The organism is Pelagicoccus mobilis (genome assembly GCF_016595505.1).
In the GTDB taxonomy this organism is placed as follows: Bacteria; Verrucomicrobiota; Verrucomicrobiia; order Opitutales; family Opitutaceae; genus Pelagicoccus; species Pelagicoccus mobilis.
On the sequence record NZ_JAENIL010000068.1, the window covers coordinates 1 to 21,832 of the forward strand.

Here is a 21,832-nt window from a genome sequence, read left to right on the forward strand (position 1 = left end):
GCTTGAAGTCCCAATAGTCGTCGTAGGCTTCGTAGAGAAAGTAGAGCCGGTTGAGGCCCTTCACCCAGGCGACTTTGACTGATAGATTGAAATCGGCTGGGTCGAGGTCGGTTCCTTTGCCGCGTACGGTGTCGCTGAGTTCGTCGAGTCCGATCGCGAATGATTCGGGGACGATGTCCCAATCGTCGAAGTTCCCATCGATACGTGGAATCTGGTCTTGGGGGAACTGGAAGACCTCGAAAGTCTTCCCGGGGCGGCTCGCAGCGTATCCAGTGACTGATTGCAAGCTGAGGGCCAGCAACGAGAACATGAGGTTTTTGAGGGGCGATTTCATGGCAGATTGAGGCCTGGACACATTGCGAAAGCTGGCTAGGCGCTACTTAAGTTCTCCGCTGTCGAGTTGGGCGTCGCCGTTTTTGTCGAGGTTATGGAATCGTTTGGTGAGTGCGGATACGTTCCTCCCTTCTGGGTCGCCGATGAACTCCGCTAGAGTGACGAACCCATCCTTGTTGGTGTCGCGGAGTTTGAAGAGGGATCTTTGTTTGGTGGGTTTAGCGGGTTTAGCGGCTGCGGGCGTTTGGGGCGGAGCTTGTCGTTTCCCATCCAAGTAGTGATCGAAGTATCTGTTTCCGGCGTAACCGACGGGGTGATCGAATCCGGGTTCGTATTGCTCCTCGGACCAGCTGATGAGGTCCCCTTTGAGGGTGGCGGCGATTTCCGGATTAGCTTGTATTAAATTTTTGGATTCTTGCGCGTCGGTCGATAGATCGAAGAGATATTCGCGTTTGCCGGCTTTTAGGTATTTCCATTTGCCGGAGCGGATAGCGTATTGTCCGGCCCAGCGCCAGTAGAGGTTTTCGTGAGGGTGACTTAGCTTCTTGCCAGTGAGGTAGGGGCTCAGGTCGACGCCGTCGATCCGGTCGTCGAGTTTCGCTCCGCCGGCGACGAGCGCGGTGGCGATGGTATCTATAGAGATCACGGGGCGATCGTCCACTTGACCGCCCGGGAAGCCGGCAGGCCAACTGGCGATGAAGGGGACGCGGATGCCGCCTTCGGTGAGCATTCCTTTTTCTCCGATCCAGGGCTCGTTGAGGGAACCATCCCAACCGGGACCTCCACCGGGAGCGTCGATCTTGTGCATCTTGAGGGGCGCACCGTTGTCGCCCATGTAGAAGATGATCGTGTTTTCCAGAACGCCTTCTTCTTCCAACGTTTTTCGGATCAGGCCGACGCCGTCGTCGACCGCGGAGAGCATGGCGAGGGCCTTGCGACGTCTTTCAGGCATTTTGCCGGGAAAGCGTTTCAAGTATTTCTCGGGCGCTTCTAGGGGGACGTGCGGGGCGTAGAAGGAGGTGTAGAGGAAGAATGGCTTTTCGCCTTTGGCGTGGCGTTTGATGAAGTTCACCGACCACTCGGCTTGGACTTCCAGACGGTAGCGTTCGTCTTTGTGGGCGACGACGCCTTTGAGTTTTTTGCCATTGGCGGAGTGCGTCGCCACGTAGTTGTTCATCGATCCGCTGAAGTGTTCTTGGAAGCCGTGGCGGTGCACTTGGCCCGGGTTGGGGCTGTTGCGATGGGCTTTGGCTAACTCTCTGCCTTTGCCGTTGATTTGCTCCGGGGTCGCGTCGCTGCCGTCGGGCAGTTTTCCCAAGCTGTCGACGAAGCCATCGAGATGCCACTTGCCCGCCATTCCGGTGATGTAACCCACATCTCGGAGTCGTTCCGCAATGGTATACTCGCTCCAGGGAAAGCCGTTGTGGCCATTGTGCTCGAGACCGAAACGGTTTTGATAGCGTCCCGTCATCAAGCCGGCCCGGGAGGGACGACATTGGGGGGCGGTGACGTAGCCTGAAGTGAAGAGAACGCCGGAGCGGGCGAGTTGGTCGGTGTGTGGGGTCTTCACATCTTCAAGCACGCCTTGGATGCTGAGGTCTGCCCAGCCGTGGTCATCTGTGAAGATGATGATGACGTTGGGCCTATCCGCAGAGTGCAGGATCGACGATAGCGCGAAGATAGAGGCTAGGAGCGCGAGAGAGGTTTTTAGGAATTGGGGCATTGTTTGCTGGGGAAGGGGTAGAATGAGTTTTGTGTAGTATAAATGCTGGTACGGAGGTGGGCGCGAGCTTGGCGCTACTACCGTTTTTTCTTTTTGCTAACAGGGCGGATGCCGATGGCGGCGGGGTCGAATTGGGCGGGGTCGAAATTGGGGTTGGGCTGGGGAGTGACGGCGTTGGAGTCGGAGAGGTATTTGTCGATCATGCGGTCGAGGTCTTTCACGCGTTCTGGGTGGGCGGCGGCGAGGTTGGTCGTTTCGCCTATGTCATTTTCCAAATTGTAGAGCTTGTAATCGTGTTGACCGTTTTCGCCGCCGTAGAAGACGCGGACCAATTTCCACTCTTCCGCGTGGACTGAGACCGAAGGTGGCAGCCATTCGGGGACGGGGACGAGGCAGGGGAAGTAGGTGAAGATCGCGTCGCGGTCGAGCTCGCCGCCTTTGAGGGCGGGCGTGATGTCGATGCCGTCCACGACGTGGTTCTTTGGCAGGGCGATGCCTTGTCCCTTGAGGAGCGTGGTGTAGAAGTCCGAGGTTTGGATCAACTCGTCGCTGCGGCTTCCGGGGGTGGTGATTCCGGGCCAGACGACAATGCAAGGGACACGGACGCCGCCTTCACGCATGGAGGCTTTGCCGCCGCGCAAGGGGGCGTTTGAGGTCGGTGCACTGTAATCGTCCGCCGGGATTTCGCTGTACATGTTACCGCCGTTGTCGGATGTGAAGATGATGATGGTGTCGTCGGCGATGCCTTTGGCTTCGAGGGCGTCGAGCAGGGAGCCGATCGCGTCGTCGAGCGAGTGGACCATGGCAGCGTAGGTGGCGGACTTCTGTCCGCTATCGAGGTCGATCTTGTCCCGGTAGTGTTCGATCAATTCTTTTTTGGCATCGAAGGGGGCGTGGACGGAGAACTGCCAGTAATTCATGAAGAAAGGCTGGTCCTTGGAAAGAGTATTCATCCATTTGATACTTTCTTCGGCCATGCGGTCCTCGATGTGCTCCTCTTCGTAGTTCGCTTTGAAATTCTTGTATTTCCAGGGCGCGACGAAACCGCCGGCTGGGCCAGAGCCAGGCCAATGCGGTAGGTCGATGTCGAAGCCGTGTTCCAGCGGGCTAAAAGGCTCGGGACCCAGATGCCATTTGCCGAAGTGTCCGCTGGCGTAACCGGCTTGTTTCATGAGTTTGCCGAGGGTAGGCAGATTGGTATCCAGTCGCGTGACCGTATCCACGGGAAGGGCTTTTTCGGAGGGGCGGGCACGTTTCGCTAGCTCGGCCTTCAGCCTAACGGTTTTAGTGTGGTGCCGGGGTTGGGTGCTGCCGTGGCGGGCGGGCGTTTGGCCGGTGAGGATGCTGGCTCGGGTGGGCGAGCAGAGAGGGGAGTTGGAGTAGGCCCGGTTGAAGGTGCAACCGAGCTCGGCCAAGCGGAGGAGGTTGGGGGTTTTGTAGAGCTCGGTGGTTCCGTAGAGTTCGGTGTCGCTCCAGCCGAGGTCGTCGGCGAGGATGAAGACGACGTTCATTGGCTTGGCGTCGCTTTCTTCGGCCCCGAGGCCACTCGTTATGAATCCTGCAAGGCTCAGGAAGACTATGAGAAGGAAGGAGGATGTAGCTTTTAGAGGGTACATTTTCAGGGAAGGTTAAGGGAAGTGGGAGTGGCGAAAAGAGTGCTCTATGTTGACTGTCAATATTAAGTCGAGTTGCTAGGGTTTTGTACGGCCCTTAGGAGTTGATTTTGAGATTATGGGCAACTTTTTGAAATCGTGGTGCTTTGGTGGATGCGAATAGGGGGGAGGCGATTGGGCTGGTTCGTTGCGCTCGCCGTGTTCTGTACGTCGGCTATAGCCGTTGCAGCGGATTCGGGATCGAATGCCGGTTCGGATGACTCGCGGCCGAGTATCCTTTTTCTGAATATCGATGATTGGAATGACTGGAATAGCGTGCTTGGCGGGCATCCTCAGGCGACCACACCGAATCTAGAACGATTTGCCGCCCGCAGTGTCACCTTCACGCGGGCTATCTGTTCTTCACCGGTCTGTTTTCCCTCTCGGACTTCCATCTTCTCGGGACTGCACCCGGCACGCACAGGAGCGAAGTCCAATCCTAATGGGGGCCGTCCGTGGCGTAGCTATATTTCGGATGCCATAACTCTGCCCAAATTGTTAAGCGGCCACGGATGGAAAAGCATTGGGATCGGAAAGAACTTTCACAATCGCGACGAAGCCGAATTCGACGAGTACACGCGCCGCGGCAGAGAGCCGAAGCCGATCCCGGAAACCTACCGGGACCTCAACCCATCCGGCAGATGGGGCGTGGCCTCCGTACCTACCCATCAAATGCCCGATTACGTTTCGGTGAGCAAAGGGGTTGAAGCTCTGGAAGCGAATAGGGAGGGGCTCTTTCTTTCTCTGGGCATTTATAGGCCTCACGTGCCCTGGGTGGTGCCGCAGGAATACTTTGATCGGCATCCGCTCGAGAACTTAGTCATGCCCGAAACTCGAGAAGACGACTTGGATGATCTCGCCGAGCGTTTCAAGACCATGGCACGCAACCCGGCCAAGTTTGGTCCTGGCTATCATGAGGCGCTTGAGGCGAAGGGTTTCGATAGGGAAAAGGTTCAGGCCTACTTGGCCTGTGTCAGTTTCGCCGATGATCAAGTGGGGCGCATTCTCGATGCCTGGTATGCCAGTCCTCACGCGGAGAAGGGCTATGTGGTTCTTTGGAGCGACCATGGCTATCAATTGAGCGAGAAAGAAGGCTGGTCCAAGATGAAGCCTTGGTATGATTCGGCGCGCGTGAATCTGATGATTGCGGGTCCGGGCTTGGCTAAAGGGGAGCGTTGCGACAAGGCGGTGTCCTTGTTGGATCTGTTTCCGACTTTGATCGACTTGCTGGAGCTACCGGAGCCGCCTCAATCGCTTGATGGCAACAGTCTCGTTGCTTTGTTGAAGAACCCGCAGGCCGATTGGGAAAAGCCCGTGTTGATGTCGAGCGAAGAAGAAGGCATTCGCTACGACGTGGTTTTGAGCAATGACTACCGCATGACCCGCTTCGCTACAGGAGAAACCGAACTCTATCACCTCGACAGCGACCCTCACGAGTTTACCAATTTGTCAGAGGACTCCGAATACAAAACTGTCATTGAGGAACTGAGCAAACATTTGAGTTTGAAACACGCCGAGCCAGACGCGGAGGGCTGGTTGGAAGCGGAGGACCTGCCTCATCAAACTTCCTCGGATTCCGGGCAAAGAGGAAACTATCACTACCCCGAAGAGCGCGTGGATGCCTCGGAAGGGAAAGCGGTTTGCGCCGCCCTGATCAAGGGGCCAGGCAGCTATATCGAATTCGTGATTAAGATTGATCGTCCAAGGGAATACGACCTCTCCATCGAACTCGCCGCCGAAGGTTCCTGCACGCTTTCGACGGCCGCCGTTGTCGATGACGCCAAACAGGCGGACGCTGGGTTCCCGATGAAGCCACTCATGGACATCGAGCCGATCCGACAGTCCGAATCTTTCGATCTTGTTTCGGCAGGCGTGGTCCGCTTTGATCAAGCCGGCTTGCATTTGCTGCGCTTCAGTTCTCGAGTCCCCAAGCAGCAGCTGAAAATCGATCGCATACGACTCCTTAATCGTAACTAAATTTTAAATACATAAAGAATCATGAATCGTCGCAATTTCATCAAAGGCCAAGTCGCCGGAACCGCCATCCTCGCCGCTTCCGGCCTGGTGCACAAAGCAAGTGCTCAAAACCTACCAACGCCCGATTCGCAAAATCCCGAGAGGCTCGACGTCGATGTACTCGTCGTAGGTGGCGGGTCTGCAGGTCATGTTGCTGCTATTCAAGCGGGGCGTATGGGGGCTAAGACGGTTTTGCTCGAACGCAATTCACAGCTGGGTGGAACGACGACGACAGGCGGCGTCAATTTCCCCGGCCTCTTTCACGCTTGGGGAAAGCAGTACATTTCCGGGATCGGTTGGGAACTGGTCGCGAGGACAACCAAGGTCGACGGCAAAAAGCTGCAAGACTTCTCCAAAGTCCCCAAGAAGCATCCTCAGCACCAAGTACGCGTTAATGCACATCTTTATGCCTTGCTCGCGGAGGAGGCCTGTTTGGAAGCGGGCGTTTCCGTGGCCTACTATCAGTTCCCTCAAACGATCGAAAAGACCTCAGACGGCTGGCTTGTCACTGTAGTGGGACAGGGGGTACAGTACCAATTGCGCTGTCGCCAAATTATCGATTGCACAGGCAGTGCTTCGGTGGTGGGCATGCTGGGCTTTGAGCGCATGTGGAGCGATGTGCGTCAGCCCGGAACGCAAATGGTGGTCTTCAAGGGCTTCGACAAAGCGGTCGTGCAAGAGAACAAAGCGCTCATCCAAAAGATGTACGACGAAGCGATCGCAGACGGTAGACTCCAGAAAGGGGATACGTGGGGAGGCAAAGCGATGGCGCCGTTCAGCGGATCGAGTGGTAGCAACCACATCTTCGGCGCTGACTCCTCCACCGCGGCTACGCAAACCCAAAGCAACTTGGCTGGCCGGAAACACGTCCTGCGCATGCTCAAGTTCATGAAGACCGTTCCCGGAGGCGAAAACGCCACTATTGATCGGATGATGAACGAAACCGCCAGCCGCGAAACCTATCGCATCAAAGGGGAAAGCATCGTCACGGTACGCGACTACACCACCGGCCGGATTTTCGACGATGCCCTATGCTACTCGTTTTATCCAATCGATTTGCACGACGAGCACGGGGTGAAGCCCCAACCGCTCCCTCACGGTAAAGTACCAACCATCCCAAGAGGCGCACTCATTCCGAAGGGCTCGAAAAATATCATGGTCGCAGGACGCTGCTTATCCAGCGATCGACTGGCCAACTCGGCGGCCCGCGTTCAGGCCAGCTGCATGGCGATGGGACAGGCGGCGGCAGTCACTGCGAGTTTGGCTGCTAAGTCCGGCCTGACGCCAAGCGAAGTGCCGCTCGATCAGATTCGGGCGAAGCTGAAGGAGCATGGTGCGATTGTGCCCAAAGGAGGCAGGGTCTGATACTTAGATGAGTCGCAAGCGCAGCACGGTTTCTTTGTTCGTCGCCTTTAGCTTCATCGTCTTGGCGGTGAGCGGCGTGCTGGCCTTCGTACTGCCGTTTTCCATACGGATCGTTGGATTGCATGCCCTGATCGGTTTTGCCTTCGTCGCTCTGATCGGGTTTCATGTATTCAATAATTTCAGACAGTTATCCACTTATCTAAAAAGCCGAACGGCCTGGGCGGCCTTGGTGGCGACTTTGATTTGGGTGGCGGTTTTTCTCTGGCAGCCTGCTCCGGTGCGAAGCGTTCTTCGGCTGAGCTGCAATATGGGACCGGCGCTCGATCGCTTTGAAGTGAACGAAGTCGGGATGCGTTACCAGTACGTTCCCGACCCGCGTTACCGGATGGATTTGAACGTTCGCAAAGGGCCCAGCTTCGATGGGAACCAACCGCCGGAATTCGCCATTTGGCTGGAGAACGCCTCGCAGTACCATATCAAGACACTTCGCGCGCCGGAGGGTGCTTCAAGTCATTTGCCGTATTGGCATTTCAAGCGCAGCGGCTGGGAGGAGGCCAAACGGGAAGCGGAAGCCTCCGACAAGGACCTTGCAGGGGAACTTGAAGTCGATGCCATTTCTGGAGCGACCCAAAACAGTTCCTTCGACCCGGCCGATTATATCGTGCCTGACAAGACGGAAGAATCTTTGCCTTACCGCTTGCTGATCGAGATCGACCAGCCAAATGACGATCAGGCATCGCTCGTTTACGGAGTCGATATCGACAACGCGAGTCCTCGAAGCTATCAACTTCTGGATCTGGTGGGTTATCCGCGTAAAGAAGAGAATGATGCGGAGGGCAAAAAAGAGTGGGCTCTGTATTATGTGGATGGAAGTTTCGACTCGGCGCTCAACCTCATCGATAGTGCTTTGCTGACTATTGAGCGGGGACCTGAGGATGATTAATACCGCTTAAAGTCGATTTCGTTCTCTACCACTTGCTTAACATTTGTGGGGGGTGTTTTCGACGTCTCTTGATCACGGTTTTGTAGGATCGACCCAAGGCAAACGATCGAAGGCGTCCTTTAGGCGGGGGGTCTCGGTGGTTTTCATGACTTGATCTACCTCGCTGCGAAGGGTTTGAGGTCGGTGTACTGTAATCGTCTGCCGGGATTTCGTTGTACATGTTTCCGCCGTTGTCGGAGGTGAAGACGATGATGGTGTCGTCGGCGATGCCTTTGGCTTCGAGGGCCTTGAGGAGGCCTAACGCTCGTTCGCTCGCAAAATCTGATCGTAGCTTCTTTTGCGGCCTCCTTGGGCTTCGAGCAAAGGCAAGGCGCCATTCTTCTCAGCTTCGCTCCACCACAACGCCTGTAACTCCTTGAGTTTGTCGGGATGGTCGTTCGCTAGGTTCTTCGCCTCTGCGAAATCCTCCGGCTGATAGTAGAGCTCCCAAAGATCTTCCTCAAACGAAGTTCCCGCCTTGTGAAAAGCGACAGCCTTCCAGCCTTTATGGTAAATCGAGCGACTCCCCCAGAGCTCGAAAAACTGCGTATCGCGCGGCGCGGGCGCATTGGCACTTTCGAATACTCCCCGCAGGCTCTTCCCCTGTAGTGGTATCTGCCTTACTCCATCGAAATGCTCCGGAGTCTCTATATTTAGATAATCCAAAACTGTGGGCGTGATATCGATCACATCCACGAATTGCTCGCGCAGGCCCGTTTTGCGTATCTCATTTGGCCAAGACACAATCATAGGCGTGCGCACGCCACCGTTGAATGGCCATAGTTTATAATACTTGAAGGGGGCGCTGGACGCCATCGCCCAGCCGCGCTGATACTGAGGCTGCGATTTTCGCGATCCGAGATCATCCAAGCGTTCATGCATCTGCTCGACGGTCAGTGTGCCGCTATAAGGGTGTTCGAAATTACCTTCGATCCCCGCCTCCGGAGCTCCGCCATTGTCGGAGATCAAAACTATGAGCGTATCCTCCATCACACTACGCGACTTCAGGAATTCAACCAAACGGCCGATCTGATCATCAGTGTGCTCCAAAAAGCCGGCATAGGCTTCCATGAAGCGGGAGAAGACTTCCTTTTCCACTTGGCTCAAATCCGCCCATGAGGGGTCTTCTGGATTGCGAGGCGGCAACTCCGTATCGGAGGGCACGATGCCAAGTTCGATCTGCCGACGGAGTCGTCGCCCGCGCACCGAATCCCAGCCCTCGTCGAATTTTCCTCGATATTTTTCGATATAGGACTTGGGAACCTGGATCGGCGAATGAACCGCGCCGAAAGCGAGGTAGAGGAAAAAGGGCCGTTCTGGACGCTTATTCAAATTGGAACGCAAGTGATCGATCGATTGCGTCACTATGTCCTCAGAAAAGTGATACATTGGATCTTCGGGTGGAGTCGCATTGCGGTTATCGATTACCAGATTAGGACGATACTGATCGCTCCAACCGGACAAGAATCCATGAAAACGATCAAAGCCTTTCTGCAATGGCCAATGCGTCCGATCCGCCGCGTCGCTCAACTGCGTTCTCGGCACCAAATGCCACTTTCCCGCCAGCATTGTCGAGTAACCGTTTCGCTGCAGGATTTGAGCGATATTGGCTGCTGCAGCCGTCACCTGTCCCCGCGTGTGCGGATACCCCTGATCGTTGCCCGGAAGCTCCTTCATACCCACGGTGTGGGCATTGCGCCCGGTCAGCAATGAGGCCCGTGTCGGCGAGCATACCGACTTCGAGTGAAAGTTGTTGAATTGCAGTCCGTTCTCCGCGAGGGCGTCCATATGAGGCGTCGAAACGATGGACCCATAACAGCCCAAATCCCCAAAGCCCGTGTCATCGAGCACAATGTAGATTACGTTTGGGGCTCCCTCCGGGGCATTTGTTTCTAGCAATGGATCCGGTTTGGAATCCGCAGCGGTGCGGCCTATCACTCCCTCGAAAGGCTTTGAGGCGGCGAAGAGTGTGGAATGAATAACGAGGAGTAGAAGCGTGGTGAGGGGGATTTTCATGTAGGGAAAGGGACTATCGCTTAAGCGCTTTGGGGTTTTCGACGAATGCGGCGGGGCGGCTGTTTTCTGCGAGGTCTTTTTCGAATTCTCGCACGTAGGCCATTAGCTTGTTCGCAATTTTCGGGTGATTGGCGAGGAGGTCTTCGCTTTCTCCGATGTCGGTTTTTAGATCAAAGAGGGCCGATGGCTTCCCGTCTTTGAGATGCAGTTTCCAATCTTTAGAACGGACTGCTTGGAGATTGTTTCCTCGGTGATAGAAGAAGGCGTCGTGAGGCGTCTTCGCCTTGCCGATGAGTGTGGACCAGACGTCTTTCCCGTCGATGATCCGATCGGAGGGTAGGGTCGCTCCGGCGAGTTTTGCGAAGGTGGGGTGTAAGTCCATGGCAGTCATCAGTTCGTTGTTCGATGAGCCGGCGGGAATTTTGCCGGGCCAGCGAACGACGGTGGCTTCGCGCATGCCACCTTTGAAGGTGCTGCCTTTTTTGCCTTTGAGAGGTCCCGCATTGCCGACGGCGGGACCATTGTCGGAGGTGAAGAGGACGAGTGTGTTTTCGTCGATGCCTTGCGCTTTCAGCGTATCCAAAATTTCCCCTACGGACCAATCGATTTCCGCGATCGCCTGTTTGAATAACTTGTTGCGGGTTTTGTAGTCGATATTCCCGTCTTCCTTTTTCAGTTCGTTTTTGATGGCACTGGAAATGCTTTCCATTAGCGGTGGCGAAACGTGAAGCGGCGTATGGGGAATGGGATGCGGGATGTAGAGAAAAAATGGATCCTCTTTGTGACGCTTGATGAAGTCGACCGCTCGTTCGGTGATGCGTTTCGTTAAGAAATCTGCATCGGGATCCATTTCAATGACGGTTTCTCCATCCAGAAGTGGAAGTGCGGGAAACTGGAAATGATCCTGTCTGGGGTGGTAGGGGTGGATGTCGTGGCTGTAGGGGATTCCGAAATGCTCGTCGAAACCTTGGCGCGTAGGTAGGAGTTCTGGTTGGTCGCCAAGGTGCCATTTCCCAAACATGCCTGTTTTATAGCCGACGCTTTTGAGCGTTTCCGCTATGGTGATTTCGTTGGGATGGAGTCCTTTCGAATCCGCGGAGAGCAAGACGCCGAATCGGGACCCGGTCGCCATATCGATTCGCTTGGGATAGGAGCCGGTCATCAATGCGGCCCGTGAAGGGGTGCAGACGGGGGCGGCGACATAGAAGCTGGTTAGCTTGGCACCTTCAGTCGCCATTTTGTCAATACGGGGCGTTTCCACATGCGTTCCCCCGAAGCAGCTGAGGTCCCCATAGCCTTGGTCATCGGTAAAGATGACAACAAAATTGGGTAGAGGCTGCTGCGCAGCGAAACTTGAAAGTGAAAAATTGAAATTCGTGAGGATCCCAAACAAAAAATATATCAAATACTTCACTCTACTCTTTCTTTCCGGCCTTTTTTCGAGGGGCACGGCTGGCTCGTTCCTTTTGGTCCCAGCCCACCCGTTTGCAGTAGTCGTCCATGTTCTTGCGAAGCTGTGCTGCACGCTCGGGCATTTTTTTCAGCAGGTTGTTCGATTCGCCAAGGTCGTCCTTAAGCGACCACAGGTACTCGTTTCCAGACTCTAGCTCGCGGTAGAACTTGTAGCTGTCCTGAATGATGGCGACATCCAGCATACCACCAAAAACTCCTTTTTCTTCTTTTGCCAAGGCGGAGCGGAAAACCATGAAGGGATCCAATCTTTTCACTTTGGCCTTTCCGCCACTGAGGCATAGGGGAAGTAAACTTCCGCCCTCTACGGCTTCTGGAGTTTGGTCGGAGGCTCCGGCCATGTCTAGCACCGTGGGTAGGATATCCCAGCCCACAACCGGCGTGCGGGATGAAACGCCAGCGGGAATGCCCGGTCCTCTAATGATAAAAGGAACACGGATTCCGCCTTCGCTGAGAACATATTTGTGACTGCGCAACGGATACGATTTGTAGTAATCGCGCTCGGCCACCGGCTTCAATCTATCTCGCTTAAACTCATAACCGTTGTCTGCTGTGTAGATGATGTAGGTGTTTTTCGCTAGATCCAGCTTGTCGAGGGTGTCGAGGATCGATCCTACCGCTGTATCCATATCTTCATTCATCGCCGCCCATAGCGGAGAGTTGTGATGTTCGGTCGCTTGATCAGAGCGTGCTTCGTATTTCGCAATGGTTTCAGGGAGGGCTTCGTATTTCAGGTGATTGGCGTAGAACGAAACCTGCAGGAAAAACGGGGTGCCGTTTTGGGCGTTGTTTTCCATAAACGCGTTGGCCTTTCTCGCCAGCGAGAAGGTCATTTTCGGGTCCATGGGGTCCTTGCTCTGGTCGTTCATGGTCTGGCCATCGCTCAGGTCGAATCCGATCTGTTCGGGAGTCCGGGATCGCTGATGCCACTTGCCGAAATGGGCTGCTTTATACTGCGGGTGGGCCGCTTTCAAACGACTGACCATTGCATCGGAGACCGGCGGCAGTGTTTTGGGGGCGACCGTGGCAAACTTTCCGAGAGCCGTTGGTCTCATGCCATATTGGATACTCGTGCGTGTGGGGTCGCATACCGCAGAAGGGGAGTACGCCCTCGAAAAGCGTATGCCGCCTTCGGCCAGCCGATCCGTATTCGGAGTTTGATAATAGGAGCTGCCTGATTCCGGGATTGCCGGGTCCGCCGGAATCGACAAGGCGTTCCAGCCCATGTCGTCGGTAAGGATTATTACAATGTTCGGCGTTTGTGCAGCGCACCCCACTGATCCCAGTAGACACAACAGAACAATCAGCTTTTTCATGGGCGAAGCTTTCGCGTGAAAAACTGAACGTGAGGCGTGACTATTTCTGAATCACGCGTCACTTCGCCGGAATCTTTGGTTTTGGGAATTTTGCCTCGCTGGATTGAAGCAAGTGTTTAAGGCGTTCCACTCTTTCAGGATACTGAGCCGCTAGGTTCTTCGTTTCGCCAATATCCTCTTTCAGATTGTAGAGCTCCCAATCTCCGGTACCCGCATCTTCGAGAAACCATCCTACAGTCAATGGGGAAATCAGTTTCCAGTCTCCCTCGCGAATCGCATTGCCGGTGAGGATATTCGTCTGCACCGATGCTGATCCGGGATTGTAGAGGTAGTTGCTGCGAGCCGACTTGGCGTTCCCCAAGATATATTCCAATTGATTGATCCCATCGATGGCACGGTCATCGGGAACCTTGGCGCCGGCCAATGCGGCAAAGGTCGGCAAGAGATCGATGGTGGCCATGAGTCCGTCGTTTGTTTCCCCCGCCGCTACTTTTCCGGGCCAGCGGATGATGCAGGGGACGCGGATCCCACCTTCGTAAATCGAAGCTTTCCCATCTCGCAGCGGTCCGGCGTCTCCGGGTCCGCATAGAGGCTGGCGTAGCGTCCCCAGTCGTCTGCGAAGAAGAAGAGAATGTTGGGCCGCTCCTCGGCGCTGAGGGCGAGACCGCTGGAGGCCAGGATTGTGAAGAGAACGAGTACAAGGCGTAGGCCCGCGAGAAAGGGATGGGGTGAGGTCATTGTGATTTTTGGGGTATCGATGACGAGGAGAACGATACACTCCATTCAATTGAAACCTAAGAGACTGTCCAATCATTGTGGGTGCGTGCTTGTCACGCGTTTGATGGACAGCTTTTTCCCATCCGAATCGCGTGACACGCACGCTCATACCAATCTAAATTTTCGCTACGGCTTCATCTTGATTTCCTCGATCAGCCATTTGGTGAAACCGAGTTTGGAATGAGGATCCGTTTCGGGGCCGCAGGGGCGCATGCGGCCGGAGCCGTGAGGGAAAATGTTCAGGTAGTAGTGCATCTTGGGGTGATGCTTGGGCAGGCCTTCTTCCCAGAACTTGATTAGCCAGTCGCGTTCTACGAATTCATAGTATTTCTCTTTGTCGGCTTTCCAGATGACGGGGCCGTAGTAGAAGATATATTCTTTATCCTGAGCGAGGGTCCATTTCGCTCCTTTGATAATCTTCTCTGGATTTCCCCAGCCGGTTTCACGCGGCCAGTGTCGGTTGAACTGGTGAGATTCGTAGGCGATGCCTTCAACCTTGTCCATGATCGGTTGGAAGCGTTCGTCGGTTGCGAAAAAATCGGGGTGCTGCACCATCTGGATCAGCTTGTAATTGTCATGCTTTAGAAGCCCTTGCCGATGAGCGTTTCTGAAGAGAGCGCGGATGTCGTCAATGTCTTTTTCGAACAGGATTCGAGTGTCCTCCTCGAAGGGGCCGGGGACCGCATCTTTGTATCCACGATGTATGACAAGATCGTATTCGCGGCAGATGAGGATGTGCTCGACGATACCGCCTTGGTCTTCCCATCTTTTTATTTTCTTAACGAGCTGGTTTTTCTTCGGATCGAGGTCATCCAGTTTGGCAGCGGAACCCCAATAATGCTCGAAGAACATTCGCTTGGTTTTGAAGTCGCCATCGAGCCAGCCCTTTACGGTGTCGATGTGCTCTGCTACGAAAGGGTATTGTCCTTTCTGGGCTTCGTAGGTGGGCGTGTTTTGCCAGCTCCCGCCATGGTTCGATTTCCAATCGGCCTCCGTACGAGGGAGCGGGCGAAGGCCAACGAGGCCATGGCTGGGTGCGTCTGATTTATCTGCGTTAGCGAATGACATGCAGCAACAGGCTAGCAGAGTTGATAGGGCAATGAGTAAGCGTTTTTTCATTTTTGAAGCTGATCCAAGTTGATGACGAGAGTGTCGCTTTGTTCATCAGGTTATTTGGGGACGGAAAAATATGAATGGGGAGTTTCGAGACGAGTATTTGAGGTGGGCGTAGCTCGCAATGTTGGGACTGGTTGACTGTCAAGGCTGTCTGGTTTTGTGACTATCGCGTGGCTTTGTTGCCGGAGTTATATAATCGTGCTGAACCCTATATTGACCGTACCCTATCTGGTACGCACGAACGGGCTGTCCTGGAACAAGGAAGATTCGACGTCGTTTTCGAGGGGGCGCGTGTGCGAGGAATTTTCTATCTTGGTCGCGGTTTCGTTTGAGTGGGGGGCACTTCAGCTTGGGGGTAGGCTGTTTTATATTCTTCGAGTCGCTTTATCATCTGGCGACGTATGTTGGCGTATTCGGGATTCTGGGCTAGGTTGTTGAGCTCGTTGGGGTCTTTTTTCAGATCGAAGAGGGCTTCGTAGTCGTCGTCATAGTAGACCGCGAACTTGTATCTCTCGCTTCGCACCCCGTGCCAGTTGTTGTAGAGTCTGAACAAATGTTCGCAGAAAAAATCCTCTCTCCAGGTGACGGATTTTCCTTCTATCAGCGGAAGGAGCGAGAGTCCCTGATAAGCGGAAGGAACCTCTAGTCCTGCCATCTCGACAAAGGTCGGCGCTATGTCGACGTTGCTAACGAGTTCCGTTATCACACGTCCTCGTCTATTCTCGGGAAGCCTTGGATCATAGATAATCAGAGGAACACTCAGCGATTGCTCATAGTGATTCCATTTCCCGGCGGTTTTCCTGTCGCCCATCATAAATCCGTTGTCGGCGGAATAGACGATGATGGTGTTTTGATCGAGACCTTTAGCCTTGAGGGTTTCAAGCAGTCGAGCGATGGCGTTGTCGATGCCGGTAATCATCCGGTAGTAGGCACGGATGTTGGTCTGATACTTTTCTGGGGTGTCCCAGCGCCAGAAGTAGCGCTTGTAACTGAGCCCTGTTTCGTCCTGGAAGAATTTCGGGAGCGCATTGAAATATTTATCATCGGAGAGCTTTGGAGCATGGATTTCGATGTCGTCGTAGAGCCCATCTGCCGAATCGGGCCATTGGAAATGGTAGCCGGGACGATGATCTCTATCCTCGGCATGGGAGGCGTTGAAACTGATGGATAAGCAAAACGGTCTATCTTCTGGTATTGTATCAATAAAACTGATACCGGCGTCGATGCATAGGTCCGTTTCGTGGCGAAGGCTTCCGTCGGGCATTTGTTTTAGATAGGGGTTCCTTCCGATTTCTTCGAAGAAGTCGAACTGGTCTTTCAGTCCTGGTCCGGCAAAGCTCATCCCGTATTTTCCGGCAAAACCGATACGGTAACCCGCATTCTTCAGCATCATGGGGTAGCTCGTCGCTATATACTCTTGGGGAACTTTGGGTTGTCCAAAGTTGTAGCCATGGGTTCGCTGGGTGAGTCCCGAGAAAAGAGTCGAGCGGCTCGCGGCACAGATAGGGACTTCGCAAAACGAATTTTCAAAACGGACGCCATTCTCCGCGAGTTTATCGAGGGTTGGCGTTTGGATTAGCTCGTTGCCGTAGGACCCAAGGGCATCGCTGCGCTGGTCATCCGCAAGGAGAAAAATAATATTAGGTTTGGCAAAGGCTAAAGGCGTCGCAAGGAGCAGGCAAAAAGTTGCCAAGGTCTGTTTTAGGCGGGGTTCCATGTACCGAGATGTCTAGTTGTTTTAGGGGGAGACTGAATATTTAGAGTCGCAAGGCCGCAATCAGATAGTGTTGCCCGCGGATGTTCGCAGAATGCTACAGAAACTTTTTTGGTGGTCTTTTAAACCTATTTGTAGAGGTTTATCTATCACTTCAAACTGCCCAGCCTTTGCGAGCTTTGGGGCTGCTCATTAGCTTGGTGGCTTTGGAGTCGCCGAGGATCTTGCCTTTCTGGGTGTCGATTTTTAAATCTCGATTGAGATGGGTGGCGATGTTGCCGTAGTGCATCACTTCTGTTAGTCGGGCTCCGTATTCAAAATTTGAGCGCGTCTTTTCTTCGCCTTTGCAGGCGAGAATGAAATTTTGGAAATGGTTGCTGCGCTTGGCGGCACGAGGGAGCGAGCGGGCGAGTTCTTGCATGCGCGTTTCGGGGATGATGCGTGTACTGCTAGCGTGGGAGTTCATCATGACGGTGGCGTCGGTTCCGTAGATGAGTGTGCCGCCGGCGCTCTTGTGCCCTAGGTCGCGGCCTGCTTCTAGAAGGGAGGGTCTTTGGGGGCCGAAGCCTGTACCGCTATACCATTTGAAGGTGAGCGGCTCTTTGCGTCCTTTCATTGGGAATTGGTAGACGACTTCCGCTTCGGAGGGGAAGCCGATCGTATTCGCACCTTGGGTACGCACCTGAACGGAGGAGGGGAGACCTAGGCCTAAGACGAGATAGGGGGCATCCATGTTGTGGCAGGCCCAGTCGCCCAAGGTGCCGTGACCGTAGTCGAACCACCAACGCCATGTTGCCGGGCAATATATACTGCTATAGGGAACGCACTTAGTGGGGCCAAGCCACAGGTCCCAATCAAGTGTGCTTGGAATTGGTTCTGGTTTGGGCTGTTTCGTGTTGTGAGTGCCGCCTCCCGGGTTCCAAGCGACGACTTCTGTCACATCGCCTAGGATGCCTGCGTCTATCCATTTCTGAAGGAGTTGGATGCCTTGTCTGGAATGTCCCTGGTTTCCCATTTGGCAGGCCAGTCCGGTCTCCTTTTCCATGGCGGCGAGTTCCCGGCATTCTTGGATGGAATGGGCGAGCGGCTTCTCGAGGTAAACGTGTTTCCCGCGCTGCATGCAAATCATGGCGGGGTAGTGGTGCATATGGTCGGGCGTGGAAATGATGACGGCGTCGATCTCTTTGTCGTGCTTATCCAGCATGACTCTGAAATCGCGATAGCGTGGCACTTCTGGATGCTCCTTGTAGGTTTCGGCGGCGTGGGAATCATTTACGTCGGCAAAGGCGGCGTAATTCACGAGTGGGTTTTTCTCGAGCGACTTGATCGCGTGCCGGCCTTTGCCGCCCGCGCCGATGAAGGCGATGTTGAGGCGTTCGTTTGCTCCTCTGATTTGACCCTTCAAAATGTGGAAAGGTTGAATGGCGGCGAGCGCTGTGGCCGCTGTCGTTTTGCTAATGAAATTTCGTCTGTTCACTCGCGAAGTCGAATTTTGTTTTTTTGGTGAGAAGCGGGCGGCAACGAAAACAATCGAATTAGCCAGAAGGGTGGAGTGTGATCGCACTCTACCTTCCTGTCTTTAAATGGAGGTGGGAAGCTCGCTCGGGATTGACTGTCAATGACCTTTGGTTCTGCTGTCTACGAGCTTAGGTGTGCGTGTCCGTCTTACTCAGCTCATGCTTATCTGTTCGACGAATGCAGGATATGACTCGGGGGTTAAGTGAAGCCAGTGTCCAGGATGCGGGCCCTTCTACGGTGAGCCTAGAGGCATGTCGCAATTGTTCGGACGATTGTCGTGAAAGTGAGAGTATTCTCTTGTACCTTTGACTATAACGTAAGCCAGATACGTTAACTAGCTACTCAAAGCATCAAACACTAATGAGAGAAAAACCCAAATTACCCCACGGCCTCTTTAAGGGCCTGCTTACGCTCGCTTTGGCAAGTTCGCCAAGCATTTACGCACAGGACGATACGGACGAAGACGAGATTTACGAATTGTCGCCCTTTACTGTCGATGCGTCGGATGATGAAGGCTATCAGACTACGAATACGCTTTCGGGCACTCGCTTAAATACAGAAAACCGGTATGTGGGAGCCTCTGTCACGGAGGTGACGCAGCAATTGCTGGAGGACCTTGCCGTCGATAATTTCGAAGACGTTCTCAACTACGTGCCGAACTCCGCTCCGGCTGAGAGTGGCGGCCTCACTGCGGACCCGACTGGCAACGAACAGATCTTCGGCGTTCGTTATCGCGTACGTGGCTTTTTGCTCACCGGCTTCAGTCGCGACTTTTTTAAAACCCGCGTAGCGCCTGACTCCTATAACACGGAGCGCATGTCGTTCTCTCGCGGCCCGAATTCGGTTCTTTTCGGAATCGCGGAGCCGGGCGGAGTGACGAATGCGGTAAGTTCTCGCGCCGCGTGGGAAAATTCGAACAGCATTGGGATGCGCTTCGATACCTGGGATAGCACGCGGTACGATGCAAATTTCAATCGGGTGTTACTCGAAGACAAATTGGCGCTGAGGGTTGCGACAGTCTACGATGACCACCGCAATCATCGCAATCCCTGGCACAATAAGAGCGAACGCTATTACGGGGCTGTGACCTTCAAGCCATTCGAGAACACGACGCTCAGGGCTCACCACGAGTGGGGCGACGCGGAGCGTCTCAATGTCAGGTCTTGGGCTCCCTCGGATGGGATTACCCCTTGGATCGCCGCGGGTTCTCAACCGATCCCGGATGACGTTCTAAATATGACTTATCCGTACTTTCTTTCGAATCCGGATGTTTTCCGTAATAGGTTGAACGAAGTTATGGCTGAAAGAGGAATGCGCGAAGTCCCTCAGGGCCGCTCTGTCCTTAATGGTAACCCTTGGGCCGTCATGGCCACTGGTGATGTCGACGAAAGCTACACTTATCAAGGGTGGTACACGTTGGGCACCGGGCAAAATAATGTGCCTGGATTCTTTCAGGAGACGAATGGCGGCATTTCGTTCACCGACGATTCGGTCTTGCCGATGACGTCGAACGTACTGGCGAATGGAAACAAAAACACCCAGGAATTTTCCAATACAACCGTAACATTCGAGCAGAAGTTTACAGAGAATCTGTTTCTCGAGGTGGCCTTCAATCGTCAAGATACGGATAACACGCCTGACTTCTCGATGGGCTCTCGAGATCATGTCTACTTGGACATTCTACCGACGCTTCATACCGTGGATCCGGCTAACCCGCTCTCGTGGTGGACTATAGGCTCGGGAACTGAGGCTAATCCGAACGTTGGAAAGTATTACACATTCAATGACACGCCTGTTATCTTCGATCATAATTACGATGACGAGACGGTGAGAGCAATGCTATCCTATGAGCTCGATCTGCGAGATCGCTTTGATGGAAAGCTAGGTACGATCCTCGGGCATCATAATTTTGCAGTGATGTATGAAGAAAATGACGTGGGATTTGTAGATCGGCAGTTTTGGCTGAAAAATGCGATGACCTCTCCGGAGACAACGGACCTTTCACATGGTTCTGGCTGGATCGCCATTAAGAACTATATCGATATAGAGAACGGGCAGTACAAGGTTCCTGAGTTTGCGAGTATGTACCCACGTGTTTGGGAAGAGAACGCTTCGGATCTCCCTGAAGCGAACACCACATTCGTAGCACCTTTCTGGCTGGGAAGATTCGGCACGAATACATTCTCCGAAACCACGACGGAAATGTTCGCGATGCAGAATTTCTTCTGGGATAAGAAAATCGTAACAACGTTCGGCTGGCGTGAGGACGATCTGGATAGCTGGAGCGTCGGAGCCAATTTTGACCCAGCTACCGGTTTGAGCACCAATGTAAAGCGCATCGACCCGAGAACCGGAAATGCTGTAAGCGCAGGCGGCAGCACAAATAGTAAGGGCATCGTAATTACGCCGATACCTTGGTTGGGTGTGTTCTATAATGAATCCAGCAACTTCAATCCTGCGAGTGCTGAGAAGGTAGACATTTTCGGCAACGGGATCGGCAATGAGACCGGCGAAGGTAAGGACTATGGTTTCAAGTTCCACCTTATGGATGGGAAGTTGACGGGCTCCTTGGCTTGGTTCGAAACGAACTTCCTGAACCAAGCGACTGGAGGTCCCCGTGTAGGACCTGTTGCACCTTTCGACCCGCCACGCGCCACGACTCGTTGGGCGCTCGAGCAATACTATGCCGCGCTTACTCCTGATGACCTAGCGGCTTGGACAAGCGAACGGCAAGCTGCTGGGCTGGGCGCTCCTGAAGATTTCGAGTTCTGGCGCCAGCATGGTCAATTCAACTGGGACGTTTATCAGGCGACCCAAGACTTCTCCTCGGAAGGTTGGGAGCTGAGCCTCACCGCGAATCCGACCCCGAATTGGCGTATGACCTTCAATTTGTCCAAGCAGGAGAACGTTAGCAGTAACGTCGCTCCCGAGATGCGCAAATGGGCGGTCCATATCAGAGATCTTATCGAAGACGATTATCCGGAATTTCTCCCCTTCCTAACGGATACAGTGGGTGCGGATGGAAATCGTAACACAATTGCCGAACAGCTCGATTTATTCGACCGGCATATTGTGGAAATCGCTTCGCTCGAAGGGTTCTCGGATCAACGCCAGCCAGAGTTGTCAGCGAATTTCGTGACTGGCTACGATTTCCAGGAAGGCCCCTTCAAGAAGTTCAGCGTTGGCGGCAGCTACCGTTGGAGAGATCGTGCGGTTGTTGGTTACACCTATGCGGATGATGGTAGCGGCGCTCTGGATGCGACCAATCCTTACTGGAACGATGATACGCATTGGGTGGGCTTGTTTGTAAAATACCGGACCACTATTTCCGATGGAGTGGATATGCAGCTCCAGCTGAATGTAGACAATGCCTTCGACTCCGACTCGCTCAATCCGCTTCTATCGCGTCAAGTGAACGGTCAACGATTCGACAGCCGTTGGATCCTGCCTGAAGGCCGCAGCTTCGCTCTCTCTGCGAAGTTCGACTTCTAATATACTATTCTAAATTGGGGTGGTGACCTTCTGGGTCGCCACCCTTTTTTTGTATCATTGCTCGGAGTATTCGCTTTCGACTGACGAAACGTTAGAGAGAGGGCTGATTTCGCTTCGCTAAGATGAGGTGGTTTCTAGGCGGATGCGACGCCAGCAATTCTGCTGCCAAATCAATCCTCTAGGAAGGGCCGTACCCCCTTTGGCCCTGGCTCAACCGAGCAACAGATTTACCCCCGTCGCTGGAACCTAGCCCTCGGAAGGAAGAGTCCGATGGATTCTGGGTCCAGTTCACTCGACTTGTTGGAATGTGCAAAGCGAGCAACCAACGAGATGACTCCAATG

The 21,832-nt window shown here is 53.9% G+C and carries 14 protein-coding genes and 1 pseudogene; 4 read left to right on the plus strand and 11 right to left on the minus strand.

The window, feature by feature from the left end:
- From JIN87_RS24355 to JIN87_RS24365, 3 genes and pseudogenes are all read right to left on the minus strand, one after another.
- Positions 1 to 334 (minus strand): annotated as a pseudogene (locus JIN87_RS24355) (PKD domain-containing protein); the annotation flags it as partial.
- A gap of 42 nt (positions 335 to 376) precedes the next feature.
- On the minus strand, positions 377 to 2,056 hold the full coding sequence (locus JIN87_RS24360; RefSeq protein ID WP_200358547.1) for a sulfatase family protein: 1,680 nt from the start codon (positions 2,054 to 2,056) through the stop codon (positions 377 to 379).
- 77 nt (positions 2,057 to 2,133) lie between these two features.
- The gene (locus JIN87_RS24365) at positions 2,134 to 3,672 is read right to left on the minus strand and encodes a sulfatase (RefSeq protein ID WP_200358549.1); all 1,539 of its coding nucleotides are present in this window, start codon (positions 3,670 to 3,672) and stop codon (positions 2,134 to 2,136) included.
- A 195-nt stretch (positions 3,673 to 3,867) separates the two neighbouring features.
- Here JIN87_RS24365 and JIN87_RS24370 point away from each other — a divergent pair, with 195 nt between their 5' ends.
- From JIN87_RS24370 to JIN87_RS24380, 3 genes are read left to right on the plus strand one after another with little or no spacing between them, the layout of a single operon-like run.
- Positions 3,868 to 5,685 carry a sulfatase gene (locus JIN87_RS24370; RefSeq protein WP_200358551.1) on the plus strand — a complete coding sequence of 606 codons (1,818 nt, stop codon included), beginning with the start codon at positions 3,868 to 3,870 and terminating at the stop codon, positions 5,683 to 5,685.
- A 21-nt stretch (positions 5,686 to 5,706) separates the two neighbouring features.
- On the plus strand, positions 5,707 to 7,089 hold the full coding sequence (locus tag JIN87_RS24375; protein ID WP_200358553.1) for an FAD-dependent oxidoreductase: 1,383 nt from the start codon (positions 5,707 to 5,709) through the stop codon (positions 7,087 to 7,089).
- A gap of 7 nt (positions 7,090 to 7,096) precedes the next feature.
- Positions 7,097 to 8,032 (plus strand): hypothetical protein, encoded by a 936-nt coding sequence (locus tag JIN87_RS24380; protein ID WP_200358555.1) that lies wholly within the window; start codon positions 7,097 to 7,099, stop codon positions 8,030 to 8,032.
- Positions 8,033 to 8,329: 297 nt separating this feature from the next.
- On the opposite strand, the gene JIN87_RS24390 is transcribed toward JIN87_RS24380, so the two are convergent.
- The 8 genes from JIN87_RS24390 to JIN87_RS24420 form a co-directional block, all read right to left on the minus strand.
- Positions 8,330 to 10,087 (minus strand): arylsulfatase, encoded by a 1,758-nt coding sequence (locus tag JIN87_RS24390; protein WP_200358556.1) that lies wholly within the window; start codon positions 10,085 to 10,087, stop codon positions 8,330 to 8,332.
- A 13-nt stretch (positions 10,088 to 10,100) separates the two neighbouring features.
- Positions 10,101 to 11,537: a sulfatase family protein gene (locus JIN87_RS24395; RefSeq protein WP_345780812.1), complete on the minus strand. Its 1,437-nt coding sequence runs from the start codon at positions 11,535 to 11,537 to the stop codon at positions 10,101 to 10,103.
- Positions 11,503 to 12,873, minus strand: a complete 1,371-nt coding sequence (locus JIN87_RS24400; RefSeq protein WP_200358560.1) for a sulfatase-like hydrolase/transferase — start codon at positions 12,871 to 12,873, stop codon at positions 11,503 to 11,505. The genes JIN87_RS24395 and JIN87_RS24400 overlap by 35 nt, the downstream gene beginning before the upstream one ends.
- Positions 12,874 to 12,931: 58 nt before the next feature.
- A complete protein-coding gene (locus tag JIN87_RS28410; protein WP_325176409.1) occupies positions 12,932 to 13,435 on the minus strand; it encodes a sulfatase family protein in 504 nt (167 codons plus the stop codon).
- Entirely contained in the window at positions 13,360 to 13,611 is a 252-nt protein-coding gene (locus JIN87_RS28415; RefSeq protein ID WP_234033597.1) for a hypothetical protein, read from the minus strand. Before JIN87_RS28415 ends, JIN87_RS28410 begins: the two co-directional genes overlap by 76 nt.
- A 165-nt stretch (positions 13,612 to 13,776) precedes the next feature.
- The gene (locus JIN87_RS24410) at positions 13,777 to 14,718 is read right to left on the minus strand and encodes a hypothetical protein (protein ID WP_200358564.1); all 942 of its coding nucleotides are present in this window, start codon (positions 14,716 to 14,718) and stop codon (positions 13,777 to 13,779) included.
- A 355-nt stretch (positions 14,719 to 15,073) separates the two neighbouring features.
- A complete protein-coding gene (locus tag JIN87_RS24415; RefSeq protein WP_200358566.1) occupies positions 15,074 to 16,483 on the minus strand; it encodes a sulfatase family protein in 1,410 nt (469 codons plus the stop codon).
- A 151-nt stretch (positions 16,484 to 16,634) separates the two neighbouring features.
- Positions 16,635 to 17,957: a Gfo/Idh/MocA family protein gene (locus tag JIN87_RS24420; RefSeq protein ID WP_200358568.1), complete on the minus strand. Its 1,323-nt coding sequence runs from the start codon at positions 17,955 to 17,957 to the stop codon at positions 16,635 to 16,637.
- Between the two features lie 401 nt (positions 17,958 to 18,358).
- Between JIN87_RS24420 and JIN87_RS24425 the strand changes: the two genes are divergently transcribed.
- Positions 18,359 to 21,490, plus strand: coding sequence for a TonB-dependent siderophore receptor (locus JIN87_RS24425; protein WP_200358570.1), 3,132 nt, complete (start codon positions 18,359 to 18,361; stop codon positions 21,488 to 21,490).
- Positions 21,491 to 21,832 lie beyond the last annotated feature (342 nt).

What these genes read in the sequence shown, in the direction of transcription:
- JIN87_RS24360 (WP_200358547.1), bottom strand. Translation starts at nt 2,056, where the DNA reads ATGCCCCAATTCCTAAAAACCTCTCTCGCGCTCCTAGCCTCTATCTTC.
- JIN87_RS24365 (WP_200358549.1), bottom strand. Translation starts at nt 3,672, where the DNA reads ATGTACCCTCTAAAAGCTACATCCTCCTTCCTTCTCATAGTCTTCCTG.
- JIN87_RS24375 (WP_200358553.1), top strand. Translation starts at nt 5,707, where the DNA reads ATGAATCGTCGCAATTTCATCAAAGGCCAAGTCGCCGGAACCGCCATC.
- JIN87_RS24380 (WP_200358555.1), top strand. Translation starts at nt 7,097, where the DNA reads ATGAGTCGCAAGCGCAGCACGGTTTCTTTGTTCGTCGCCTTTAGCTTC.
- JIN87_RS24390 (WP_200358556.1), bottom strand. Translation starts at nt 10,087, where the DNA reads ATGAAAATCCCCCTCACCACGCTTCTACTCCTCGTTATTCATTCCACA.
- JIN87_RS24400 (WP_200358560.1), bottom strand. Translation starts at nt 12,873, where the DNA reads ATGAAAAAGCTGATTGTTCTGTTGTGTCTACTGGGATCAGTGGGGTGC.
- JIN87_RS28415 (WP_234033597.1), bottom strand. Translation starts at nt 13,611, where the DNA reads ATGACCTCACCCCATCCCTTTCTCGCGGGCCTACGCCTTGTACTCGTT.
- JIN87_RS24410 (WP_200358564.1), bottom strand. Translation starts at nt 14,718, where the DNA reads ATGTCATTCGCTAACGCAGATAAATCAGACGCACCCAGCCATGGCCTC.
- JIN87_RS24415 (WP_200358566.1), bottom strand. Translation starts at nt 16,483, where the DNA reads ATGGAACCCCGCCTAAAACAGACCTTGGCAACTTTTTGCCTGCTCCTT.
- JIN87_RS24425 (WP_200358570.1), top strand. Translation starts at nt 18,359, where the DNA reads ATGAGAGAAAAACCCAAATTACCCCACGGCCTCTTTAAGGGCCTGCTT.